24 protein-coding genes and 1 riboswitch are annotated in these 21,907 nt (G+C 72.6%); of the genes, 18 read left to right on the plus strand and 6 right to left on the minus strand.

Annotated elements, in window-relative coordinates; all coding sequences use genetic code 11:
* Window positions 1-54: 54 nt before the first annotated feature.
* From MOV08_RS18395 to MOV08_RS18410, 4 genes are all read right to left on the minus strand, one after another.
* On the minus strand, window positions 55-1,080 hold the full coding sequence (locus MOV08_RS18395; protein WP_039633959.1) for a LacI family DNA-binding transcriptional regulator: 1,026 nt from the start codon (window positions 1,078-1,080) through the stop codon (window positions 55-57).
* Between the two features lie 24 nt (window positions 1,081-1,104).
* The gene (locus MOV08_RS18400) at window positions 1,105-1,947 is read right to left on the minus strand and encodes a response regulator transcription factor (RefSeq protein ID WP_275308148.1); all 843 of its coding nucleotides are present in this window, start codon (window positions 1,945-1,947) and stop codon (window positions 1,105-1,107) included.
* 842 nt (window positions 1,948-2,789) lie between these two features.
* Entirely contained in the window at window positions 2,790-4,796 is a 2,007-nt protein-coding gene (locus MOV08_RS18405; RefSeq protein WP_275308149.1) for an ABC transporter ATP-binding protein, read from the minus strand.
* Complete coding sequence (locus MOV08_RS18410; RefSeq protein ID WP_275308150.1) at window positions 4,793-6,526, minus strand: ABC transporter ATP-binding protein; 1,734 nt, start codon at window positions 6,524-6,526, stop codon at window positions 4,793-4,795. Before MOV08_RS18410 ends, MOV08_RS18405 begins: the two co-directional genes overlap by 4 nt.
* A gap of 131 nt (window positions 6,527-6,657) precedes the next feature.
* Here MOV08_RS18410 and MOV08_RS18415 point away from each other — a divergent pair, with 131 nt between their 5' ends.
* The 7 genes from MOV08_RS18415 (at window position 6,658) to MOV08_RS18440 (ending at window position 11,347) form a co-directional block, all read left to right on the plus strand.
* Entirely contained in the window at window positions 6,658-6,960 is a 303-nt protein-coding gene (locus MOV08_RS18415) for a MoaD/ThiS family protein (protein ID WP_203232704.1), read from the plus strand.
* A gap of 10 nt (window positions 6,961-6,970) precedes the next feature.
* Window positions 6,971-8,272, plus strand: a complete 1,302-nt coding sequence (locus MOV08_RS18420) for a hypothetical protein (protein WP_275308151.1) — start codon at window positions 6,971-6,973, stop codon at window positions 8,270-8,272.
* A 198-nt stretch (window positions 8,273-8,470) separates the two neighbouring features.
* The gene (locus MOV08_RS18425; RefSeq protein WP_275308152.1) at window positions 8,471-9,172 is read left to right on the plus strand and encodes an LmeA family phospholipid-binding protein; all 702 of its coding nucleotides are present in this window, start codon (window positions 8,471-8,473) and stop codon (window positions 9,170-9,172) included.
* Between the two features lie 216 nt (window positions 9,173-9,388).
* Window positions 9,389-9,496 carry a putative leader peptide gene (locus MOV08_RS44185; RefSeq protein WP_350309850.1) on the plus strand — a complete coding sequence of 36 codons (108 nt, stop codon included), beginning with the start codon at window positions 9,389-9,391 and terminating at the stop codon, window positions 9,494-9,496.
* Between the two features lie 204 nt (window positions 9,497-9,700).
* On the plus strand, window positions 9,701-10,546 hold the full coding sequence (locus MOV08_RS18430) for a sulfurtransferase (RefSeq protein WP_039633973.1): 846 nt from the start codon (window positions 9,701-9,703) through the stop codon (window positions 10,544-10,546).
* A 44-nt stretch (window positions 10,547-10,590) separates the two neighbouring features.
* Entirely contained in the window at window positions 10,591-10,878 is a 288-nt protein-coding gene (locus MOV08_RS18435) for a DUF1416 domain-containing protein (RefSeq protein ID WP_039633975.1), read from the plus strand.
* A 169-nt stretch (window positions 10,879-11,047) separates the two neighbouring features.
* Window positions 11,048-11,347 (plus strand): DUF3099 domain-containing protein, encoded by a 300-nt coding sequence (locus tag MOV08_RS18440; protein ID WP_078875802.1) that lies wholly within the window; start codon window positions 11,048-11,050, stop codon window positions 11,345-11,347.
* A 38-nt stretch (window positions 11,348-11,385) separates the two neighbouring features.
* Here MOV08_RS18440 and MOV08_RS18445 read toward each other — a convergent pair whose 3' ends face one another.
* The gene (locus MOV08_RS18445; RefSeq protein ID WP_039633976.1) at window positions 11,386-11,751 is read right to left on the minus strand and encodes a DsrE family protein; all 366 of its coding nucleotides are present in this window, start codon (window positions 11,749-11,751) and stop codon (window positions 11,386-11,388) included.
* A 347-nt stretch (window positions 11,752-12,098) separates the two neighbouring features.
* Between MOV08_RS18445 and MOV08_RS18450 the strand changes: the two genes are divergently transcribed.
* The 6 genes from MOV08_RS18450 (at window position 12,099) to ygfZ (ending at window position 17,392) form a co-directional block, all read left to right on the plus strand.
* Window positions 12,099-12,686: a heme-binding beta-barrel domain-containing protein gene (locus tag MOV08_RS18450; protein ID WP_039633981.1), complete on the plus strand. Its 588-nt coding sequence runs from the start codon at window positions 12,099-12,101 to the stop codon at window positions 12,684-12,686.
* A gap of 72 nt (window positions 12,687-12,758) precedes the next feature.
* Window positions 12,759-12,843: riboswitch (cobalamin riboswitch) on the plus strand.
* A gap of 179 nt (window positions 12,844-13,022) precedes the next feature.
* Window positions 13,023-14,066, plus strand: a complete 1,044-nt coding sequence (locus MOV08_RS18455) for a FecCD family ABC transporter permease (RefSeq protein ID WP_275308154.1) — start codon at window positions 13,023-13,025, stop codon at window positions 14,064-14,066.
* The gene (locus MOV08_RS18460) at window positions 14,066-14,839 is read left to right on the plus strand and encodes an ABC transporter ATP-binding protein (RefSeq protein WP_039633985.1); all 774 of its coding nucleotides are present in this window, start codon (window positions 14,066-14,068) and stop codon (window positions 14,837-14,839) included. Before MOV08_RS18455 ends, MOV08_RS18460 begins: the two co-directional genes overlap by 1 nt.
* Before the next feature lie 27 nt (window positions 14,840-14,866).
* Entirely contained in the window at window positions 14,867-15,904 is a 1,038-nt protein-coding gene (locus tag MOV08_RS18465) for an ABC transporter substrate-binding protein (protein WP_275308155.1), read from the plus strand.
* Between the two features lie 21 nt (window positions 15,905-15,925).
* Window positions 15,926-16,381 (plus strand): Fur family transcriptional regulator, encoded by a 456-nt coding sequence (locus MOV08_RS18470; protein ID WP_275308157.1) that lies wholly within the window; start codon window positions 15,926-15,928, stop codon window positions 16,379-16,381.
* 30 nt (window positions 16,382-16,411) lie between these two features.
* Complete coding sequence (ygfZ, locus tag MOV08_RS18475) at window positions 16,412-17,392, plus strand: CAF17-like 4Fe-4S cluster assembly/insertion protein YgfZ (RefSeq protein ID WP_275308159.1); 981 nt, start codon at window positions 16,412-16,414, stop codon at window positions 17,390-17,392.
* 211 nt (window positions 17,393-17,603) lie between these two features.
* Here ygfZ and dtd read toward each other — a convergent pair whose 3' ends face one another.
* A complete protein-coding gene (dtd, locus tag MOV08_RS18480) occupies window positions 17,604-18,029 on the minus strand; it encodes a D-aminoacyl-tRNA deacylase (protein WP_039633993.1) in 426 nt (141 codons plus the stop codon).
* A 174-nt stretch (window positions 18,030-18,203) separates the two neighbouring features.
* Between dtd and MOV08_RS18485 the strand changes: the two genes are divergently transcribed.
* The 5 genes from MOV08_RS18485 (at window position 18,204) to MOV08_RS18505 (ending at window position 21,897) form a co-directional block, all read left to right on the plus strand.
* The gene (locus tag MOV08_RS18485; RefSeq protein WP_275308161.1) at window positions 18,204-18,965 is read left to right on the plus strand and encodes an RsiG family protein; all 762 of its coding nucleotides are present in this window, start codon (window positions 18,204-18,206) and stop codon (window positions 18,963-18,965) included.
* A gap of 94 nt (window positions 18,966-19,059) precedes the next feature.
* Window positions 19,060-20,052 (plus strand): asparaginase, encoded by a 993-nt coding sequence (locus tag MOV08_RS18490; protein ID WP_275311822.1) that lies wholly within the window; start codon window positions 19,060-19,062, stop codon window positions 20,050-20,052.
* Between the two features lie 228 nt (window positions 20,053-20,280).
* Window positions 20,281-20,712, plus strand: a complete 432-nt coding sequence (locus MOV08_RS18495) for an ankyrin repeat domain-containing protein (protein ID WP_039634000.1) — start codon at window positions 20,281-20,283, stop codon at window positions 20,710-20,712.
* Window positions 20,713-20,821: 109 nt separating this feature from the next.
* Window positions 20,822-21,391 (plus strand): NADPH-dependent FMN reductase, encoded by a 570-nt coding sequence (locus tag MOV08_RS18500; RefSeq protein WP_275308163.1) that lies wholly within the window; start codon window positions 20,822-20,824, stop codon window positions 21,389-21,391.
* Window positions 21,392-21,537: 146 nt separating this feature from the next.
* Window positions 21,538-21,897 (plus strand): winged helix-turn-helix transcriptional regulator, encoded by a 360-nt coding sequence (locus MOV08_RS18505; RefSeq protein ID WP_275308165.1) that lies wholly within the window; start codon window positions 21,538-21,540, stop codon window positions 21,895-21,897.
* The last annotated feature ends 10 nt before the right edge of the window (window positions 21,898-21,907 follow it).

Here is a 21,907-nt window from a genome sequence, read left to right on the forward strand (position 1 = left end):
GTGGGTATGCCCGGTATAAGGAAGCCCCCGGCGCGGCCCCGTTCAGCGGCCCGCTCAGCCGCCGCAGCCGCAGGAGCGCCGCACCACCAGCCGCGACGGGAACTGCCGCAGCCGCTCGCGGCGCGAGTTGACCACCCGCAGCCCGTCGTCCAGCACCAGGTCGACCGCGGCCCGGGCCATCGCCTGCCTGTCCGAGGCCACCGTCGTCAGCGGCGGATCGGTGAGCGCCGCTTCCTTCACGTCGTCGAAGCCGGCCACCGCCAGCTCGCCGGGAACGTCGATCCGCAGCTCGCGGGCGGCTCGCAGTACGCCGATGGCCTGGTCGTCGGTGGCGCACATGATGGCCGGCGGCCGGTCCGGCCCGGCCAGCACCCGCAGCGCGACCTGGTAGGCGTCGTAGCGGTTGTACGGCGCCTGGAAGTAGCACCCCTCCGGCGACCGCCCGAACTCCAGCATGGCCCGCCGCCAGCCCTCAAGGTGGTCGGTGACCGGGTCGCCGGACTTCGGGGTCTCCTCCGTGCCGCCCAGGAAGGCGACGTAGGGGTGGCCGTGCTCCAGGAGGTGCCGGGTCGCCAGCTGCGCGCCCCAGATGTCGTCGGTCATCACCGCGACGTCGTCGATGGCGTCCGGCCGGCGGTGCAGCAGCACCACCCGGGCGTCCCACGCCTCGATCTCCGCGGCGGCGTGCTCGCTGGGGCCCTGGCTGATCAGGATCAGCCCGGCCACCCGCATCCCGAGGAACGCGCGGAGGTAGTGCACCTCGCGCTCGTCGATGTAGTTGGCGTTGCCGACCAGCACCATCTTGCCCCGCTCGGAGGCGGCCTGTTCGACGGCGTGCGCCATCTCCGCGAAGAACGGCTGCCGGGTGTCCGGCACGATCAGACCTATGAGGTCCGTACGGCGCGACGCCATCGCCTGCGCGACCCGGTCGGGCCGGTAGCCGAGCTCCTTGATGGCGGCGAGCACCCGCTCGCGCGTGGCCGGGGCGACCGGCCTGGGTCCGTTGTTGATGACGTAACTGACGACGGCGGTGGACGTCCCCGCCAGTTTTGCCACATCATCCCGCGTCACCTTGGCCACGCGCGGCAGTCTACGCGGGTGGTCCTACCGGCGGGCAGGCTGCGCGGACGTGGATCCCGCACCCGACGAGGGCGAACGCACCGACGCCGGCCCGTCGGCCCGCGTGCCCCCGTCGCCGTCCCCGACCGTCTTCGCCACCTTCGCCGCCTTCGTGGTGTCCGCCTGGACCTGGGCCTCCGCGGCCGCCCGCTCCACCTTCTCCGGCACCACGAAGCGGTAGCCGACGTTCCGGACCGTGCCGATCAGCGACTCGTGCTCGGGGCCGAGCTTGGCGCGCAGCCGCCGGACGTGCACGTCCACCGTCCGCGTACCGCCGAAGTAGTCGTAGCCCCACACCTCCTGGAGGAGCTGGGCGCGGGTGAAGACCCGGCCCGGGTGCTGCGCCAGGTACTTCAGCAGCTCGAACTCCTTGAAGGTCAGGTCCAGGACCCGGCCCTTGAGCTTGGCGCTGTAGGTGGCCTCGTCCACCGACAGGTCGCCGGTGCGGATCTCCATGGGCCCGTTGTCGGTGGTGATCTGCTGGCGGCCCATCGCCAGCCGCAGCCGCGCCTCGACCTCGGCCGGACCGGCGGTGTCCAGCATCACGTCGTCGACACCCCAGTCGGCGGTGACGGCGGCCAGCCCGCCCTCGGTGACCACCAGCACCAGCGGACAGCCCGGCCCGGTGGACCGCAGCAGCTGGCACAGGGACCGCACATGTGGAAGATCGCGGCGGCCGTCGATCAGTATGACGTCGGCCCCTGGGGTGTCGATCAGGGCCGGGCCCTCGGCGGGGGCCACCCGGACGCTGTGCAGCAGCAAGCCGAGCGCCGGGAGCACCTCCGTCGACGGCTGGAGAGCATTGGTCAGCAGCAGAAGCGAACTCACTTCCGACCACCTACCCGGTTTCCGACGAGCTTCATCCTGTGCGGCTCACTGTCCTGCACGCTTCGCTTGCCCATGACGTCTGGTTCCTCCTCGGTCCCTGCGACGGGGGCACCACCCGGCTCGGCCGGGGGGCTGCGGCACTGCTTCGTACGGGGTGCTTCCGATCACACACGTTGCGTGCGTGAAAGCACAAAAGGACCCGGGGGCGACGCTGCCCGGATCCTTCTTGTCCAGCAGAATAGCTCACCTGAGTTGTGGACCCGAGGCCGATTGTGCCCGTTCTTGTGTTCCGTCGATCACTTCGAGTGGTCGCCGTGCGTTCCTGTTGACGTCCGACGGCGTTCGTGTGGAGGTCGCCCGCACCCCCGGATTCCGCCCGCGGCAGGGCCTTCCGGGCCCTCGTCCGCCCCCTCCGCCGCCCCGCGAACGGCCCCGCCGTCGTCCTCGCGCACGGCTGCACCGGCTCCCTCGAATGGCCCGCGCTCCGCGGCGCCGCCGCCGCGTTGTCCCAGCATGCGGACGTGATCACGTTCGCCCTGCGGGGCCACGGCGGCTGCGCCGGCCGGTCCACCGCCGGCCGCCGCGCGCTCCACGACCCGACCGCCGCCGACCGCCGGGCCCGCTCCCCGGGCCACCGCCGGATCACCACCGTCGGCTCCTCCCCGGGCGGCTCGGTCGCGCTCCGACGGGCCGCCCCGCGCGGCCGCCGGCGGGCCGCCGACGGCCGGGGGGAGCACGGGGAGCGCACGGATGCGTCCCCCGATGTCATGGTCGCGGTCGGTGCCCCGCCCGGTGGCACTACCGGGGCACGGCGTCGATGCGACGCCTCCACCGGGCCGCCGCTACCCCGCCTCCGTCACCGCCTCCGCGAACTGGGCCGCGTACAGGCGGGCGTAGGCACCGTTCGCGGACAACAGGGTGTCGTGGGTGCCCTGTTCGACGATCGAGCCGTTCTCCATCACCAGGATGAGGTCGGCGTCCCGGATGGTGGAGAGGCGGTGCGCGATGACGAAGCTGGTGCGGCCGCTGCGGAGTTGGGCCATGGCGTGCTGGATCAGCACCTCGGTGCGGGTGTCGACCGAGCTGGTGGCCTCGTCCAGGACGAGGATGGCCGGCTCGGCGAGGAAGGCCCGGGCGATGGTGATGAGCTGCTTCTCACCCACCGAGACGTTGGCGCCCTCCTCCTCGATGACGGTGTCGTAGCCGTCGGGGAGGGTGCGGACGAAGCGGTCGACGTGGGTGGCCCTGGCGGCCTCGACGACCTCGTCGCGGGAGATCCCCTCGGGGGCGCCGTAGGCGATGTTCTCGGCGATGGTGCCGCCGAAGAGCCAGGTGTCCTGGAGGACCATGCCGATGTGGCCGCGCAGCTCCTCGCGGGACATCTCCGCGATGTCCACGCCGTCGAGGGTGATCCGGCCGTCGCGGACCTCGTAGAACCGCATCAGGAGGTTGACCAGGGTGGTCTTGCCGGCGCCGGTCGGGCCGACGATGGCGACGGTCTGGCCGGGGCGGACGGACAGCGAGAGGTCCTCGATGAGCGGCTTGTTCTCGTCGTAGCGGAAGGAGACGTCCTCGAAGGCGACCCGGCCGGTGACCTGCTCCGGGCGGGCGGGCCGCTCGGCGTCGGGGTGCTGCTCCTTGGCGTCGAGGAGTTCGAAGACCCGCTCGGCGGAGGCCACGCCGGACTGGACGAGGTTGGCCATCGAGGCGACCTGGGTCAGCGGCTGGCTGAACTGGCGGCTGTACTGGACGAACGCCTGGACGTCGCCGATGGACAGCGCGCCGGAGGCGACCCGCAGGCCGCCGACCACGGCCACCAGGACGTAGTTGAGGTTGCCGATGAACATCATCGCGGGCTGGATGATGCCGGAGATGAACTGGGCCTTGAAGCCCGCGGAGTGGAGCGCGTCGTTCTGCTCGCGGAACAGCGCGGCGGACTCCTTCTCCCGGCCGAAGACCTTGACCAGGGAGTGGCCGGTGTACATCTCCTCGATGTGCGCGTTGAGCTTGCCGGTGGTCTTCCACTGCTGGACGAACTGCGGCTGGGCGCGCTTGCCGACCTTGGTGGCGACGACGACCGAGACCGGGACCGTGACCAGGGCGACCAGGGCCAGCAGCCAGGAGATCCAGAACATCATGCCCAGCACGCCCACGATCGTCAGCAGCGAGGCCACTATCTGGCTGAGGGTCTGCTGGAGCGTCTGCTGGATGTTGTCGATGTCGTTGGTGGCGCGGGAGAGCACCTCGCCGCGCTGCTGCTTGTCGAAGTAGCTCAGCGGCAGCCGGGCGAGCTTCTCCTCGACCTGCTCGCGCAGCCGGAAGACGGTGCGCTGCACGACGCGGGTGGCGATCCGGGCCTGGACGAAGCCGAAGACGGACGAGCCGGCGTAGATCAGCGCGACGAAGAGCAGGACCAGGCCCACCGCGCCGAAGTCGGTGTGCGGGCCGGGGGCCACCGGCATGCTGGCGACCAGGTCCGCGAGCCCGCCCTGGCCGTGCGCCCGCAGCAGGTCGGCGGCCTGCTCCTTGGTCAGCCCCGCGGGCAGGTCGCGGCCGACGATGCCGGCCATGATCAGGTCGGTGGCCCGGCCCAGCACCTTGGGGCCGACGACGGTCAGCGCCACGCTGAGCACGCCGAGCAGCAGCGCGACCGTGATGAGGCCGCGCTCCGGCCGCATCTGGGCCAACAGCCGCTTGCCGGAGCCCTTGAAGTTCAGGGACCTCTCGATCGGGCCGCCCATCATGCGGGCCATCGGACCGCCGCCGGGGGCCGGGCCGCGGCGGGGGGCCGACGCGGGGGCCTCCGGGGCCCGGTCGGTGGCCGGGCCCTGTTTGTCCGCGGTGGTCATGCCGCCTCCTGCTCGGTGAGCTGGGAGAGCACGATCTCCCGGTAGGTCTCGTTGCCGGCCATCAACTCGCCGTGGGTGCCGGTGCCCACGATCCGGCCCTCGTCCAGGACCACGATCCGGTCGGCGCCGCGGATCGTCGAGACCCGCTGGGCGACGATCACCACGGTGGCCCGGTCGGTCTCCCGGGCCAGCGCGGCGCGCAGGGCCGCGTCGGTGGCGTAGTCCAGGGCCGAGAAGGAGTCGTCGAAGAGGTAGATCTCCGGCTTGCGGACTAGGGCGCGGGCGATCGCCAGGCGCTGCCGCTGACCGCCGGAGACGTTGGTGCCCCCTTGCGCGATCGGCGCGTCCAGGCCGCCCTCCATCCGCGCGACGAAGTCCCGGGCCTGCGCGGTCTCCAGGGCGTGCCACAGCTCGTCGTCGGTGGCGTCCGGGTTGCCGTACCGCAGGTTGCTGGCGACCGTGCCGGAGAAGAGGTACGGCTTCTGCGGCACCAGGCCGATCACGGCGGCCAGCGTCTCCGGGGCCAGGGTGCGCACGTCCTCGCCGTCGACCAGGACCGTGCCGCCGGTGGCGTCGAAGAGCCGGGGCACCAGCCCGAGGAGGGTGGACTTGCCAGAGCCGGTGGAACCGATGACGGCGGTGGTCTCGCCGGGGCGGGCGGTCAGGGAGATGTCCTTCAGGACCGGCTGCTCGGCGCCGGGGAAGCGGAACTCCACGTCCCGGAGCTCCAGTTCGCCGTGCCGGCGCAGCGTGCTGACCGGTGCGGTGGGCGGGGTGACGCTGGACTCGGTCGCCAGCACCTCCTGGATGCGCTCGGCGCAGACCTCGGCGCGCGGCAGCATCATCACCATGAACGTCGCCATCATGATCGACATCAGGATGTACATCAGGTAGCTGAGGAAGGCCGTCAGCGCCCCGATCTCCATCTCCTTGGCGTCGATGCGCAGCCCGCCGAGCCAGACCACGGCCACGCTGGAGAGGTTCACGATCAGCATGACCAGCGGGAACATCATCGACATCAGCCGTCCGGCGCGGATCGAGATGTCGTAGAGATCGGTGTTGGCCCCGGCGAACCGCTCCCGCTCGTACCGGTCGCGGACGAAGGCGCGGATGACGCGGATGCCGGCGATCTGCTCGCGCAGCACGCGGTTGACGGTGTCGATGCGCTCCTGCACGCCGCGGAACAGCGGACGCATCCGGCGCACGATCAGTGAGACGAGGATCCCGAGGACCGGGACGATGACCAGGAGGAGCGCCGACAGCGGCACGTCCTGGTTGAGCGCCATGGCAATGCCGCCGACGCACATGATCGGCGCCGAGACCATCATCGTGAACGTCATCAGGACCAGCATCTGGACCTGCTGGACGTCGTTGGTGGTGCGGGTGATCAGCGACGGCGCGCCGAAGCGTCCCACCTCCCGGGCGGAGAACGACTGCACCCGGTCGAAGACCGCGGCCCGGATGTCCCGGCCCAGCGCCATGGCCGTGCGGGCGCCGAAGTACACCGCGCCGATCGCGCAGGCGATCTGGAGCACCGTCACCGCGATCATGAAGCCGCCGATGCGGAAGATGTAGCCCGTGTCGCCCGCCACGACACCCTTGTCGATGATGTCGGCGTTGAGGGTCGGCAGATAGAGCGTGGCCAGCGTCTGTATCAGCTGGAGCAGGACGATCAGGGATATGGAGCGCCTATAGGGCCGCAGATGCGCCCGCGCGAGTCGGACCAACACAGGCCGGAGCCTATGCGAACACTTGCCTTCGGCAATCGAATTTCCCCGAACCGTGCAGGAATCGTCTCGGACCGCCGCAAACTCTTTACCCGAACTTGCCCGGAACCGGGCCGGCCGCCGCGTACGCCATCATGGAGGCGGCAAGAGCCCCCCGACGTGAAGAGGCCGCCGTGACAACAACTGGCACCGTGCGCTACTGGGCCGCGGCCAAGGCCGCCGCCGGCGCCCCAGAGGAGCCGTACGCGGCGGCGACGCTCGCCGAGGCACTGGACGCGGCGCGCACCGCGCACACCGCGAACCCGGAGTTCGCCCGCGTCCTGCTGCGCTGCTCCTTCCTGGTGGACGGCGTCCAGGTCGGCTCCCGCGACCATGCGGAGGTGCCGCTGACCCAGGGCGGCACCGTCGAGGTCCTGCCGCCGTTCGCCGGAGGATGAGCAGAGGGTCATGAGCGACAACCAGCCGCAGCACCAGAACCCGTACGACCCCTACACCCACCCGTCACCCGACCACCACCCCGCAACGACGCCGCTGCGCGACGACGCCTCCCGCTACGCTCCCCCGTCACCCGACCACCACCACCCGGGGTACGACCCGCAGACGGCCTACGGCACCCCGTACGGGCAGCAGCCCTACGACCCCTATATGCAGCAGCAACCGCAGCACCAGCCGGCCCAGCCGGCCCCGCAGCACCAGCAGCCCCAACAGGCGCAGCACGCACAGCAGCCCTACGGCTACGACGCGTACGGGCAGCCGCAGCACCAGTCCGCCGCCGCCTACGGGCAGGACGGCTACGGACCGGACGTCTACGGGGACGACGCCTACGGGGCGGACACCTACGCCGCCCCGGTGCCGGCAGCCGCACAGCACCACGGCGCGCACCAGGGTGCCCACGGCGCCGCGCACGGGACCACCGCCACCGCCGAGCCGGTACCGGCCGGCCATCCGGAGACCGAGGCCGCCGCACCCGCCGCACCCGCGCCCGCCGCGCCGCTCAAGCCCAACCAGATCGCCCGCGCCGAGGGCCGCTCGCCGATCATCCCGCCGGGCATCCAGCCGGCCGCGCTGACCGCGCTGCTCGCCCTGCTGCTGGCGCTGGCCGCACCGGTGGCCCGCCCGGTCCTGGTGGTCCCGGTGGTGCTGCTCCAGGCCGTCACCGCCGCCGGCTGGTTCCGGCTCAACGGCATGTGGCCGGCCCGCCAGGGCATCGCGCTGGCCTTCCTGGGCGGCGTGGCCACCGACGTCGGTCTGCTGGCCACCCCGCACGAGGACGCGCCGCTGGTGGCCATCGGCACGCTCGGCGTGTGGTGCCTGCTGATCATCGTCCTCCAGCTGCGCAACCGCAGCAGCGCGGACGAGCGGATGTACGCGCTGACCGCGGGCCTGACCTCGTCCGCGCTGGCCGTGCTCGCCTCCGGCCACCTGGCCGCCGACCCGGACGCGGTGGTGGTCGGCGCCGCCGCGGTCGCCCTGGCGACGCTCGCCCGGGCGCTGCCGCTGCCCGGCCCGCTCACCCTGGTGCTCGGCCTGCTGGCCGGTGCCGGCGGCGGCATCGCGGCCGGCCAGCTGACCGGCATGGGGGCCACCGCGGCGCTGCTGGGCCTGGCCGCCGGCGGCTGCGCCCTGATCGGCCTGCGGGTGGCCAGCTACGACTACCCGTCGAAGTTCGTCCACATGACCGCGGGCGTCGCCCTGCCGCTGGCCCTCGCGGCCCCGGCGGTCTACGTCCTGGGCCGGGCGCTGGGGTAGCCCCGGGCCCGCCACGCAGCGCCGCGGCGGCCGTACGGAGCGCAGGGTTCGGCGCTCGGTACGGCCGCCGCTCCCGTTCCGGCGACCGGTTCGTCTAGGGTTCCCGGAGCGCGGGCTGGGGGCTCGCGTACCGGATTGGACGAATCGGCCGACGGGACGCACTCCGGCCCGGCGGTCACAAGTGGGGGTAGTGGTTCGATGCGCGCACTGAAGGTGCTGCTGGTGCTCGTCGTGATATTCGGCGGGCTGTTCGTGGCGGCCGACCGCGTCGCGGTCAATCTCGCCGAGAGCAAGGCCGCGGACAAGCTCCGCAGCATGAACGGGATCACCTCGACGCCCGAGGTCTCCATCAGGGGCTTCCCGTTCCTGACCCAGGTCGCCGGGCGGAACCTCGACGAGGTCGACGCCGAACTCGATCATGTGGCGGCCCGTTCCGAGGGGCGCACGCTGACCCTCAAGCACCTCTCGGCGCAGTTCCACGACGTCGCGCTGACCAGCGACTACACCTCCATCCAGAGCGCCGCCTCGGCCACCGCCACGGCCGAGATCTCCTACGCGGACATGACCAACGCGGCCGGCGGCGGCGTCAAGATCTCCTACGGCGGCGAGAAGGACGGCCGCGCCCAGGTCAAGATCTCCCCCAACATCCCGCTGCTCAGCTCGTTCGACGTCACCGGCACCATCGACATCGCCCACGGCGACACCCTCCAGGTCCGGGCCGACAGCATCCCCGCCATGTGCCGGGCCATCCCCGGCTGCGAGCACAAGGTGCGGGCCCAGACCGACCACGGCTGGAAGCTGGACCAGTTGCCGGGCAGCCTGAAGCTGGAGAAGGTCACCACGACCGCGCAGGGCATCACGGTCACCGCGTCCGGCACCGACGTCAAGCTCACCGGCTGACCCGCCCCGGCGGGTGGCGGACCGCCCCACCGGGCCGCCACCCGTCCACACCCTGAGACACCCCAGTCCGTAAACCAGACCCCCCTCTGCGGCGGCGCCCCGCCGGGTCCTCCGGACCTCGTTTCCCGGCACACGTATCCCGCATCGCGGACAATCACATCTCGCCATTTGACACACCGGTGACATGCCGCGCTCTCCCTCCCTACGATCGGTGCCATGCAGAGCGCATTGAGCGGTCTCCGTCCACGGCGACAGGCGGTACTGACGAAGCGGCGGGCAGTCGACCTGTGCCGTGTCGCCGCCATGCTCTGTCGCCCTGTCTGACGGGCCGTTGGCTCCCTCCCCCGCGCTCTTCCGCAACGGAGCGGGGGTGACCCACCGGTCCCGGCCGGCCGCCTCCCCAAGGCCGCGCCCCTTCACGAGTCCCCCGTACAGCGCCGCGCGCATCCCGTCGCGCCGCGCCGTCCGGCGTACCCGTGTGCACCCCTCAATCCCGCCCCCCGCAACTGCCCCGGAGGAGAGACCGACATGAGCCGTAGCGACGTCCTGGTAGACGCAGACTGGGTCGAGGCCCACCTGGACGACCCGAAGGTCGTCCTCGTCGAGGTCGACGAGGACACCTCGGCCTACGACAAGAACCACATCAAGAACGCCGTCCGGATCGACTGGAAGAAGGACCTCCAGGACCCGGTCCGCCGCGACTTCGTGGACCAGGAGGGCTTCGAGAAGCTGCTCTCCGCGAAGGGCATCGCCAACGACGACACCGTCGTCCTCTACGGCGGCAACAACAACTGGTTCGCGTCCTACGCCTACTGGTACTTCAAGCTCTACGGGCACGACAGCGTCAAGCTGCTCGACGGCGGCCGCAAGAAGTGGGAGCTGGACTCCCGCGACCTGGTCGACGGCGCCGAGGTCCCCCGCCGCCCGGCCACCGCGTACCAGGCCCAGGCCCAGGACACCTCGATCCGCGCCTTCCGCGACGACGTGGTCGCCGCGATCGGCACCAAGAACCTGGTCGACGTCCGCTCCCCCGACGAGTTCAGCGGCAAGCTGCTGGCCCCGGCGCACCTCCCGCAGGAGCAGTCGCAGCGCCCCGGCCACGTGCCCAGCGCCCGCAACATCCCGTGGTCGAAGAACGCCAACGACGACGGCACCTTCAAGTCGGACGAAGAGCTCACCGCCCTCTACCAGCAGGAGGCCGTGGACCTGGCGAAGGACACCATCGCCTACTGCCGCATCGGTGAGCGCTCCGCGCTGACCTGGTTCGTGCTGCACGAGCTGCTCGGCCAGGCCAACGTCAAGAACTACGACGGTTCCTGGACCGAGTACGGCTCGCTGGTCGGCGTCCCGATCGAGCTCGGCGCCAACAAGTAAGCCCGAGAGCCCCTCTCCTCCCTACCCCTCAAGGAAGTACCGCTATGTGTGGAGCACAGGCCGGCGGCCCGGACGCCTCGACCATCAAGCCCGGTGAGACCACCATCCAGGGCAGCGTGACCCGCGACGGCCAGCCCGTCACCGGTTACGTCCGCCTGCTGGACAGCACCAACGAGTTCACCGCCGAGGTCCCCACCTCCGCGACCGGACAGTTCCGCTTCTACGCGGCCGAGGGCACCTGGACCCTGCGGGCGCTCGTGCCGGGCGGCAGCGCGGACCGTACGGTCGTCGCCCAGAAGGGCGGGCTGGTGGAGGTCGCCATCGCCGTCTGACGGCACGCGCGCGTACGGACCCGCGACCCGGGTCCGTCGCGGCCGGAGGGCCGCACCCCAGGGGTTTGGACGCCTTGGCTGAGGGGTGCGGCCCTCCGTGCCGCCCCGGCGCCGGAGGGCACCCCCGTGCGGGCTTCTTTCCGGGCCGCGACGGACTTACCGTGGACGTATGTACGCGCATGCGCACCGCCGGCTCAGCCCGCCGCAGCGCCGCCATCGCCGGTACTTCGTCCTGATGGGCGTGTGCCTGGTGCTGTTCGTGCTGGCGTGGAGCGTGGTGCGGCTGTGGTCCGTGCCGGTCGCGGTCGCGATGTGCGTCGTCGCCATGGTCATCCCGCCCGTCGCGGCCGTCGTCGGCAACCGCCGGGAACCGGGCGAGCGCTGGTGGGACGAGTCCGGCGACCCGGAGTCCGACCGCTGGTGGCGCGAGCTGGACGACCGCGACGACGAGGACCGCCGCCGGAGCTGACGCGCGATCGCCCGGCCCGCTCCGGCAGCCGGCCCGCTTCAGTAGACGAGCGCCTGCACGCCCTCCGGCATGATCTCGCTGACGAACAGCTGGGAACCGGCGATGCCCGCCCCCTCGATCAGGTCCTTCTCCTCGATGCCGCGGCGCGCCGCGCACTGTGTGCAGACCGTGATCGCCCCGCCGCCCGCGCGGATCCCGTCGATCAGCTCCGGCAGCGGCGCCGCGTGCGGCAGCTCGAACTCCGCCGCCCGCCCCGGCATCGCGAACCACACCGACTCCCCGGTCAGCCACAGCGACACCTCGACGCCGCTGGCCACCGCCACCGCCGCCACCGTGAACGCCTGCGAGCACCGCTCGGGCGCGTCCGCGCCCGCCGTCACCTTGATCACCAGCTTCTTCGCCATGGGCCCAGCGTAGGCGCGACCGGGCCGCCGGGGCGCGCAGGCCCCGCGGGGAGTCCGACGACCGGACGCACGGCCACGGCGGACCTCACAGCGCCGCCCCCGACGGCGCCGACTAGACTCGCAGGCGGTCCGTAACACCTCACTCCGCCCAAGGAGCGCGCTCGTGCTTGAGGCATTCTTCACCACCCTGCTGGTTCTGGTCGGCGTCGGCGTGATCGCGTTCGCCGGGCTGACCTGGAAGAAGCTGTACCAGGGCCAGCGCTGACGCCCACCCGTCGCCCACCACCACCCTTCATAGGAGCGCTTCGCGCGCCCCTTCTGTCCCCCACTACAGATCGCCTGAGCTCATGATCGAGATCCCGTCCGACCTGAACCCGTCGCTGGTCCCGCTGGCCTTCCTCCTCGGCCGCTGGGAGGGCGCCGGCGTCTTCGACTTCCCCGGCGCCGAGAAGTGCAACTTCGGTCAGGAGGTCGTCTTCAGCCACGACGGCCGCGACTTCCTGGAGTACACCTCGCACAGCTGGGTGCTCGACAACGAGGGCAAGCAGGTCCGCCCGCTGGAGACGGAGACCGGCTTCTGGCGGGTCGACGGGGACCGCAAGGTCGAGGTCGTGATGACCCGCGACCAGGGCGTCGTCGAGATCTGGTACGGCGAGCTGGCCGACAAGAAGCCGCAGATCGACCTCGCCACCGACGCCATCGCGCGGACCGCCGCGGCCAGCCCGTACAGCGGCGGCAAGCGGCTCTACGGCTACGTCAAGGGCGACCTGATGTGGGTGGGCGAGAAGTCCACCCCGGAGGTCCCGCTGCGCCCCTACATGTCCGCGCAGCTGAAGAAGGTCGCCGACCTCAAGGAGTGGGCCGAGAGCCTGCCCGACGACATGCCCGACGGCGTCTCCTTCTTCCGCCCGGACGGCACGCCGTACGAGGGCTGAGCTCCCCCGGCCACCGCCGGGGTGCCCCACGGGCCGACCGGCCCGCACCACAACTGCATGACGCGCCCCGCGGGGGAAGTCCGGTGAGAGTCCGGCGCTGACCCGCAACGGTATGCGGACGTCCCGAAGGGGCACCGTTCCGCAAGCCCGATCACCCGCGGCGGCGCCGGATCCACACCAACTCGCCGTGGACTGCGAGGGGACGCCGACGTCGCCTTGGGGCACCTGCCAGCGTGAGCTGGGGGAGCCCGGGCCGCCGCTCCTCATCCTCCCCCAGCTCTCAAGGAGCAGGGGGACCCCCCACGCACGCGGCCCGAGCCGAAGGCTTGACCACCCTTGGCACGTCCCGTCCGCACCCTTCCCCTGGCCGTCTCCCTGGCCGCCGTCCTGGCCGGCTCGCTGCTGTGCGGGACCGCCCTCGGCGCCGCCGGGATCGGCTGGCCGCAGGTGCTGCGCTATCTGGGCGCCGGACTGACCGGCGGCACCATCCGACCCGACGAGGTCGCCGCGTACACCATCGTCTGGGAGCTGCGGTTCCCCCGCGCGGTGCTCGCCGCGGTCGTCGGCGCCGGCCTCTCCGCCATCGGCGTCGCCGTCCAGGCCCTGGTCCGCAACGCCCTCGCCGACCCCTTCGTGCTCGGCATATCCTCCGGCGCGGCGGTCGGCGCCAACGCCGTCCTGCTCTTCGGGACGCTCGCCGCGCTCGGCGTCTGGGCGCTGTCCGTCGCCGCCTTCGCCTCCGCGCTGCTCGCCATGGTCCTGGTCTACGCCGCCGCCCGGACCGCCCACGGGCTGACCCCGATGCGGCTGGTGCTGACCGGCACCGCGATGTACTACGGCTTCTCCGCGATCACCACCCTGATGGTGTTCACCACCGACCGCGGCGAGGCGGCCCGCTCGGCGATGATGTGGCTGCTCGGCAGCCTCAGCGGCGCCGGCTGGGGCTCGGTGCCGATCGCCGGGCTGGCCGTCGCCGCGGCCCTGACGCACCTGCTGCTCTCCGCCGGCCGGCTGAACGCCCTGGCCATGGGCGACGAGACCGCCGCCGCACTGGGCGTGGACCCCGAACGACTGCGCCGCGAGCTGTTCGTGGTGGCCGCCGCGGCCACCGGCGCGGTGGTCGCGGTCAGCGGCGCGATCGGTTTCGTCGGGCTGATGGTGCCGCACGCCACCCGGATGCTGGTCGGCGCCGACCACCGCCGGGTGCTGGCCGTCGCGCCGCTGCTGGGCGCGGTGCTGCTGGTCTGGGTCGATCTGCTCTCCCGGGTGCTGATGGCGCCCGTGGAACTGCCCGTCGGGGTGATCACCGCGGTGATCGGCGTGCCCTGCTTCGTCCTGCTGATGCGGCGCCGCCGCTACACCTTCGGAGGCGGTGCCTGATGCGGCTCGACATCTCCGGGCTGTCGGTGGCGGTGGCCGGGCAGCGGCTCGTCCACGACGTCACCCTGACCGCCGGCAGCGGCCGGCTCATCGGGCTGGTCGGCCCCAACGGCAGCGGCAAATCGACCCTGTTGCGGTGCGTCTACCGCGCCCTGCGGCCGGCCGCCGGCACCGTCCACCTGGACGGCACCGACCTGCACGCGCTGACCGCCCGGGAGGCCGCCCGGCTGCTGGCCGCGCTGCCCCAGGAGGCGGGCACCGACTTCGACTTCACCGCCGCCGAGGTCGTCGCGATGGGACGGCTGCCGCACCAGCGCGGCTCGGGGCGGCCCAGCGCCGCGGACCGCGCGCTCTGCGACCGGGCGCTGGCCCGGGTCGGCGCCGCCCACCTGGCCGAGCGGGGCTTCCTGCGGCTCTCCGGCGGCGAGAAGCAGCGCGTCCTGATCGCCCGCGCCCTCGCCCAGGAGCCGCAGGTGCTGGTCCTGGACGAGCCCACCAACCACCTCGACATCGCCCAGCAGTTGGACGTCCTGGCGCTGGTCCGGGACAGCGGGCTGACCGTGCTCGCCGCGCTGCACGACCTCAACCTCGCCGCGGTGCACTGCGACGAGCTGCACGTCATCGCCGACGGCCGGATCGTCGCCTCCGGCCCGCCGCACGACGTCCTCACCGCGGAACTGCTCGCCGAGGTCTTCGGCGTCCGTGCGCACCGCGTGCGGCACCCCGAAACCGGCGCCGTCCAGCTGCTGTTCGACCGCCTGCCCGCCGCCTGAGCCCGCTCCCCGAGGAACCCCAACCCCATGCCCCACGCCCCGCGCCCCGCCCGCCGCGCCCTGCGCCCCGCCGCCCTGCTCGCCGCCCTGGCCCTGGCCGTCACCGGCTGCGGCGCCCACGTCGCCGACCCGACCCACGGCACCGACGAGCACGCCTTGGGGCACTACCCCGTCACCGTCACCAACTGCGGCACCCGGACCACCTACCCGCACGCCCCGCGCCGCGTGGTCACCAACGACGTCGGCATCACCGAGATCATGTTCGCGCTGGGCCTGGAGGACCGGATGGCCGGTTACGCCATGCCCGACGACAAGGGCGACCTCACCAAGGTCCCCTGGAAGGCCGCCTACGACAAGGTCCCCTGGCTGTCGAAGAAGGCCCTCACCAAGGAGATGGCCCTAGACGCCAGGGCCGACCTGGTCTTCGCCGGCTGGAACTACGGCTTCGGCGAGGGCAACGGCCTGACCCCCGCCGCCCTCGGGAAGCTCGGCGTCGGCTCCTACGTCCTGACCGAGTCCTGCCACAACGGCACCGGCGCCGGCGCCCGCGGCGTGATGCCGCCCCTGGAGGCGCTCTACACCGACCTCACCACCCTCGGGAAGATCTTCGACGTCGAGGACCGCGCCCAGGCCCTGATCCGCGCGTACCAGAAGCAGGTCGCCGACGCCGCCGCCAGGACCCCGGCCCACCGCCCCACCGTCTTCCTCTACGACGACGGCCGCGACAAGCCGCTGACCGCCGGCAAGTACGCCGCCCCACACGACATCATCACCAAGGCCGGCGGCGACCACGTCATGAAGGACCTCAAGGACTCCTGGACCACCGTCGGCTGGGAGACCGTCGTCGCCCGCGACCCCGACGTCATCGTCATCAACAACTACGGCGACGCCTCCGCCGCGCAGAAGAAGGCGTTCCTGGAGTCCTACGCCCCGATCGCCGGCGTCTCGGCGATCAAACACCACCGCATCTACGTGATGGATTACGCCGAACTCGTCGAAAGCCCCCGCAATCCCACCGCCATCAGCGACCTCGCCCGTTATCTGCGGGGCGTGCGCACCGACTGACCGCCCTCCTACACTGGCCGTGTGGTGACCACCGACTGGCAGAGCGACCTCCGCAGGCGCGGATACCGCCTGACCCCGCAGCGACAACTCGTGCTGGAGGCGGTGGACAGGCTGGAGCACGCCACCCCGGACGACATCCTCACCGAGGTGCGCAAGACCGCCGGCGGCATCAACATCTCCACCGTCTACCGCACCCTGGAACTCCTCGAAGAGCTGGAGCTGGTCAGCCACGCCCACCTCGGGCACGGCGCGCCCACCTACCACCTCGCCGACCGCCACCACCACATCCACCTGGTGTGCCGGGACTGCACCGACGTCATCGAGGCGGACCTGTCGGTCGCCGCGCCGTTCGCGGCCACCCTCCGCAAACAGTTCGGCTTCGAGACCGACATGAGGCACTTCGCGATCTTCGGGCGGTGCACGGGCTGCGCGGCCCGGGCCGCGCAGGGCGGCGGTACGGCCGAGGGGAACGGGTAGCACGCCGCCCACTGGTCGTAGGCTGGCCCCATGCTGCGACATTCATCCGCCAGCCCCCTGCTGTCGCTGCCCGGCGCCGTCCCCGCCGAGGCCCCCGACGAAGGCGTCGCCGCGCACTACGGCGACCTGTTCCGGGAGCAACGCGCCCTCGCCGACGGATCCGGCTTCGTGGACCTCTCGCACCGCGGCGTGGTGACCGTCAGCGGCCCCGAGCGGCTGAGCTGGCTGCATCTGCTGCTGACCCAGCACGTCAGCGAACTCCCGCCCGGCCAGGCCACCGAGGCCCTGATCCTCTCCGCGCACGGCCACGTCGAGCACGCGCTCTACCTGGTCGACGACGGCGAGACGACCTGGCTGCACACCGAGCCCGGCAAACAGGAGGCGCTGATCGCCTACCTGGAGAGCATGAAGTTCTTCTACCGGGTCGAGGTCGCCGACCGCACCGACGACTTCGCCGTCGTCCACCTCCCGGCCGGCTCCATCGTCGAGGCCCCCGAGGGCACCGTCGTGCGGGAGACCCCGCACGGCCGCGACCTGTTCCTGCCGCGCGCCGAGCTGGAGTCGTTCGCCGCGGCCGGGGCCCCCGCGATCGGCATCCTCGCCCTGGAGGCGCTGCGCGTCGAGGCGCACCGCCCGCGGCTCGGCCTGGAGACCGACCACCGCACCATCCCGCACGAGGTCGGCTGGATCGGCGGCGCGGTCCACCTCCAGAAGGGCTGCTACCGCGGCCAGGAGACCGTCGCCCGGGTCCAGAACCTCGGCAAGCCGCCGCGCCGCCTGGTCTTCCTCCACCTCGACGGCAGCGACGTCCACCTCCCGCCGCACGGGACGCCGGTCCGGCTGGCCGCGGACGGCGAGGAGGGCCGCCAGCTGGGCTTCATCACCACCTCGGCCCGCCACCACGAACTCGGCCCGATCGCCCTGGCCCTGGTCAAGCGCAACGTCCCGACCGACGCCCCGCTGCTCGCGGGCAGCACGGCGGCGGCCCAGGAAGTCGTGGTCGAACCGTAGGAGCGGGGCGCACGGGGGCGCCCTACGGGGTGGGCCGTCTCATGCCCCACCCGGTGAGGCGCCCCCGAGAACGCGTCTCCGGGTGCGCCCCCGGCCGGGAATGCGCCCCGGGAATGCGCGTCCGGGCCCGCCGCGTTGTGGCCCCGCAGGGGGCCTTCGCGTCCCCTAGGGGATCCGTTCCCCTCCCCCCTTGGGAGCCCCCGGGAGCCGTTCAGACCTCCAGCAGCACCGTGAACGGCCCGTCGTTCGTCAGCGACACCTTCATGTCGGCGCCGAACCGCCCGGTCTCCACCTGCGCGCCCAACGCCCGCAGCCGGGCGACCACCTCGTCGACCAGCGGCTCGGCGACCGGGCCCGGCGCAGCCGCCTGCCAGGTGGGACGACGGCCCTTGCGCGCGTCACCGTAGAGAGTGAACTGGCTGATCACCAGGAGCGGCGCCCCGTTGTCCGAACAGGACTTCTCGCCCTGCAGGATCCGCACCGACCACAGCTTCCGGGCGAGCTGCGCGGCCTTCTCCGGGGTGTCGTCGTGCGTGACGCCCACCAGGGCGCACAGCCCCTCCCCGACGATCTCGCCGACCGTCTCGCCCGCCACCTCGACGCGTGCGCCGTTCACCCTCTGCACCACAGCTCGCATACCCGCCATCATGCCGGGCCGCCCCGGCGCCGCGGCCCGGGTACCCCCACAAGGGCCGTTCGAGTGCCATGGCCCTGCACACGGGCCGCACAGAGTGGCACGATGCGTGCACGCGGTGCGTTTCACGGACAACATGCCCTGGACGCGGCACCGGACGAGGGGACGGAACGATTCATGACCACACTCGGCGCCGGCCAGACACCCGGCCCCGTGCCAACCGCCCGTACGGCACCCGTCGGCGGCCCGCCGCCGGCCCGCCCCGTCCCGCCGTCCGGCCCTCCCAGACCGGTCGTCCCGGAGACCCCGACCGCCCCGGAGGCTCCGCAGGCCCTGACCACCACCACCCCGGCGCCGGCTCCCGTCGAGCCCGCCCGTACCAAGGATGGCCCCATGCTCCAGGCAGGCCAGGCACAGACCGCCCGCCCCCCACAGCAGCGCGACCGCTTCCGTCCGGCCGGCCCACCGGAGCTGTCCGGCCTGAGCCTGCCCGAGCTGCGCGTGGTGCGCCGCGACTGCCAGCAGGAGGAGGCCGACCTCAGTTATCTGCGGCGGCTGCTCCAGGGCCGGATCGACATCCTCCGCGCCGAGATCGCCCGCCGCACCGGGCCGCACTCGCCGCTGCTGGACCGGCTGCCCGAGATCCTCACCGACCTCCCGTCGCGGCAGCGCTCGTCCGCCCGGCATGTGACGCTCGGCACCCCGCACAGCGAGGAGTACCGCCGGCTCGCCGACGAGATGCTCGGCGAGGTCGAGCTGTCGGACCTCACGGCCCGTACGGACGAGGAGCTGCACGACGCGATGGCGCGGCTGATCCGCTACGAGCGGCAGATCTCGCAGCGCCGTCAGTCCCTGCAGCGCACGACCGACGATTGCAGTGCGGAAATCGCACGCAGGTACCGTGAAGGCGAAGCCCAAGTAGACGACCTGCTCTCCTGAACGGCCACAAGCCGCCTCCGGGAGCGGGTCCCCGTCCCCCGGAAGGCCGGCCTTGACCTCGTCGAAGACCTCGTCCTCGTCCTCGCCCACCCCGATACCCGAGCAGTCGTCGTCCGCGGCGGCGCCCGGGACGCCGGTCGCCCCGGTGCCGTCGCCGGTGCTCGCCGAGGTCGTCCGCTCCGGCTTCGTCGAGGGCCGGCACCGGGGCTCGCTGGTGGTGCTGGCGGCCGACGGGAGTGTCGAGCAGGCCCTCGGTGACGTCGCGGCGCCGGTCTTCCCGCGTTCGACGAACAAGCCGATGCAGGCGGCGGCGATCCTGCGGGCGGGCCTGGACCTCTCCGGGGAGCGGCTGGCGCTGGCCGCGGCGAGCCACTCCGGCGAGGCGTTCCACCTCGACCTGGTGCGGACCATGCTCGCCGAGCACGGGCTCTCCGCGGAGCTGCTGCAGACGCCGCCGGACCTGCCGCTGGACCCGCAGGAGGCGGAGCACTACCTCGCCGCCGGCAACGTCCGGGATCCGCTCACCATGAACTGCTCCGGCAAGCACACCGCGATGCTCGCGGCCTGCGCGCTGAACGGGTGGCCGCTGGAGACGTACCTGGCGCAGGACCACCCGCTCCAGCAGCTGATCCTGGACGTCGTCCGCACGGCGGGCGGCGAGGACGTCGCCCACATCGGCACCGACGGCTGCGGGGCGCCGCTGATGTCGCTGTCGCTGACCGGGCTGGCGCGGGCCTACCGCCACTTCGTGCTCGCCGAGCCGGGGACGCCGGAGCGGCGCGTGGCGGATGCGATGCGGGCGCACCCGGAGTACGTCGCGGGCACCCGCCGGCCGGACACCTGGCTGATGCGGGCCCTTCCCGGCACCCTCTCCAAGATGGGCGCCGAGGCGGTGCAGGCGCTGGCCCTGCCGGACGGGCGGGCCCTGGCCTTCAAGATCGACGACGGCGCGGGGCGCACGCTGGGGCCCGTTCTGGCCCGTGTGCTGCGCGGGATGGGCGTCGAGGACGCGGTGCTCGCGCGGATCGAGGATGTGCCGCTGCACGGGGGCGGGAGCCGGGTGGGGGAGATCCGGGCGGCCTTCTGAGCCTGCTCCGCGGCGTCCCACGTGGTGGTTCCGGGCGGCGGTCCTGCGTCGCCCGGGCCGGTCCTCGGGCCGGGCCGGTCGGTGGGCGCCCCGCGGCGGTCCGGCCACCGCGCCCGGGCGGACCGGCGGAATCCGCGCCCCGCATCCGTCACGCAGGGGGCCGGGAAAACCTAGAGTGGCGGTGCATCCGTAATGGCTACTCACCATCACAGCAGGAGGCCGGCGACCATGAGTGACGCGAATTCCGAGCCGCAGGGGCCCGAGGCGATCGAGCACGCGCACGACCCCGAGGTGCTGCAGCTCGCGGCCAAGGTGTTCGACCTGGCGCGGCATGGTGACACCGACACCGTCGCCGCCTACGTGGACGCGGGCGTGCCCGCCAACCTGACGAACGACAGGGGCGACTCCCTGGTGATGCTCGCCGCCTACCACGGGCACCCGGCCACCGTGGAGGCCCTGTTGCAGCGTGGCGGGGACGTCGATCGCGCCAACGACCGCGGGCAGACCCCCCTTGCCGGTGCGGTGTTCAAGGGGGCGGACGAGGTCGTGAAGGTCCTGCTGGCGCACGGTGCCGATCCGGCGGCCGGTGCGCCGTCGGCGATCGAGACGGCGCGGATGTTCCAGAAGACGGACTTGCTGGAGCTGTTCGGCGCGGAGTGACGGCCCCGGGGGCGGGCCGTGCCTGCCCGCCCCCGCCGCTTGACCTCATGTTTGCTTGAGGTTTTAACGTCGTGGTCGTTGCACTCCACTCCGCCACGAAGGGCCTGACATGTCCGCAGAGCGCTACACCCTCGCCGTGATCGTCGCCAGCACCCGGGAGGGCCGGTTCGCCCCGGTCGTCACCGAGTGGTTCACCCGGCACATCAGCGCCGCCCACCCGCACCTCACGGTCGACGTCATCGATCTGGACGCCGTTAGGCCCTACGAACTCCGGCACGGGAGCGCGGAGTTCATCGCGTACGCCAAGCGCGTGGAGCAGGCGGACGCGTTCGTCGTGATCACGCCGGAGTACAACCACTCCTTCCCGGCCCCGCTCAAGCACGCCATCGACCTGCTGCGCGCCGAGTGGCAGGCCAAGCCGGTCGGCTTCGTCTCCTACGGCGGGATCTCCGGCGGTCTGCGCGCGGTCGAGCAACTGCGGCTGGTGTTCGCCGAGTTGCACGCCACGACGGTGCGCGAGACGGTCAGCTTCGCGCTCACCGGCGGCCCCTTCGACGACCAGGGGCAGCTGCGCGACCCGGAGCCGCCGGCCCGGGCCGCGGACGCGCTGCTGAACCAGCTGGCCTGGTGGGCGCTGGCCCTGCGGGAGGCGCGCACGGCCCGCCCGTACGGCAACTGAGCCGACCCGGCCGGGCGTTCCTCGCGACGCGGCGGTACTCCCGGGCGGGCCGCCGCGGCCGTGGGCACCGCAGCGCGGTCGTCGATACTTGAGGCGGGTGCGCAGGCAGGCGCGCCGGTGTTGCGGGGAACGTGGAGGGGGTTGGCGTGGGCGGACGGAAGGGCCCCTACGAGTGCGGGCTGGACGCCGCCGTGGACGTCATCGGCGGCAAGTGGAAGGTGCTGCTCCTGTGGGCGCTCGCCCAGGGCCCGCAACGGTTCGGCCGGTTGCGCCGGGAACTGCCGGGGATCAGCGAGAAGGTGCTCGCCCAGCAGCTCCGCGAGCTGGAGGCCGACGGCATCGTCCACCGCGAGGTGTTCGCGCAGGTCCCCCCGAAGGTCGAGTACGCGCTGACCGGGCTCGGTACGTCGCTCAACGAGGCGCTGGCCCCGCTGGGTGCCTGGGGTCGGCAGCACATGGCCCATCTGGAGGCCACCCACGGGCAGCGCCATCCGGACGCGGTCTGACCCCGGCCGG

Origin of the sequence: Streptomyces yunnanensis (assembly GCF_029011865.1) — a bacterium.
Classification (GTDB): domain Bacteria; phylum Actinomycetota; class Actinomycetes; order Streptomycetales; family Streptomycetaceae; genus Streptomyces; species Streptomyces yunnanensis.

Excerpts from the sequence above, each read along its gene's own strand:
- MOV08_RS18405 (WP_275308149.1), bottom strand. The coding sequence starts at position 4,796 with ATGACCACCGCGGACAAACAGGGCCCGGCCACCGACCGGGCCCCGGAG.
- MOV08_RS18415 (WP_203232704.1), top strand. The coding sequence starts at position 6,658 with ATGGAGGCGGCAAGAGCCCCCCGACGTGAAGAGGCCGCCGTGACAACA.
- MOV08_RS18420 (WP_275308151.1), top strand. The coding sequence starts at position 6,971 with ATGAGCGACAACCAGCCGCAGCACCAGAACCCGTACGACCCCTACACC.
- MOV08_RS18425 (WP_275308152.1), top strand. The coding sequence starts at position 8,471 with ATGCGCGCACTGAAGGTGCTGCTGGTGCTCGTCGTGATATTCGGCGGG.
- MOV08_RS44185 (WP_350309850.1), top strand. The coding sequence starts at position 9,389 with ATGCAGAGCGCATTGAGCGGTCTCCGTCCACGGCGACAGGCGGTACTG.
- MOV08_RS18430 (WP_039633973.1), top strand. The coding sequence starts at position 9,701 with ATGAGCCGTAGCGACGTCCTGGTAGACGCAGACTGGGTCGAGGCCCAC.
- MOV08_RS18435 (WP_039633975.1), top strand. The coding sequence starts at position 10,591 with ATGTGTGGAGCACAGGCCGGCGGCCCGGACGCCTCGACCATCAAGCCC.
- MOV08_RS18440 (WP_078875802.1), top strand. The coding sequence starts at position 11,048 with ATGTACGCGCATGCGCACCGCCGGCTCAGCCCGCCGCAGCGCCGCCAT.
- MOV08_RS18445 (WP_039633976.1), bottom strand. The coding sequence starts at position 11,751 with ATGGCGAAGAAGCTGGTGATCAAGGTGACGGCGGGCGCGGACGCGCCC.
- MOV08_RS18450 (WP_039633981.1), top strand. The coding sequence starts at position 12,099 with ATGATCGAGATCCCGTCCGACCTGAACCCGTCGCTGGTCCCGCTGGCC.
- MOV08_RS18460 (WP_039633985.1), top strand. The coding sequence starts at position 14,066 with ATGCGGCTCGACATCTCCGGGCTGTCGGTGGCGGTGGCCGGGCAGCGG.
- MOV08_RS18465 (WP_275308155.1), top strand. The coding sequence starts at position 14,867 with ATGCCCCACGCCCCGCGCCCCGCCCGCCGCGCCCTGCGCCCCGCCGCC.
- ygfZ (WP_275308159.1), top strand. The coding sequence starts at position 16,412 with ATGCTGCGACATTCATCCGCCAGCCCCCTGCTGTCGCTGCCCGGCGCC.
- dtd (WP_039633993.1), bottom strand. The coding sequence starts at position 18,029 with ATGCGAGCTGTGGTGCAGAGGGTGAACGGCGCACGCGTCGAGGTGGCG.
- MOV08_RS18485 (WP_275308161.1), top strand. The coding sequence starts at position 18,204 with ATGACCACACTCGGCGCCGGCCAGACACCCGGCCCCGTGCCAACCGCC.
- MOV08_RS18495 (WP_039634000.1), top strand. The coding sequence starts at position 20,281 with ATGAGTGACGCGAATTCCGAGCCGCAGGGGCCCGAGGCGATCGAGCAC.
- MOV08_RS18500 (WP_275308163.1), top strand. The coding sequence starts at position 20,822 with ATGTCCGCAGAGCGCTACACCCTCGCCGTGATCGTCGCCAGCACCCGG.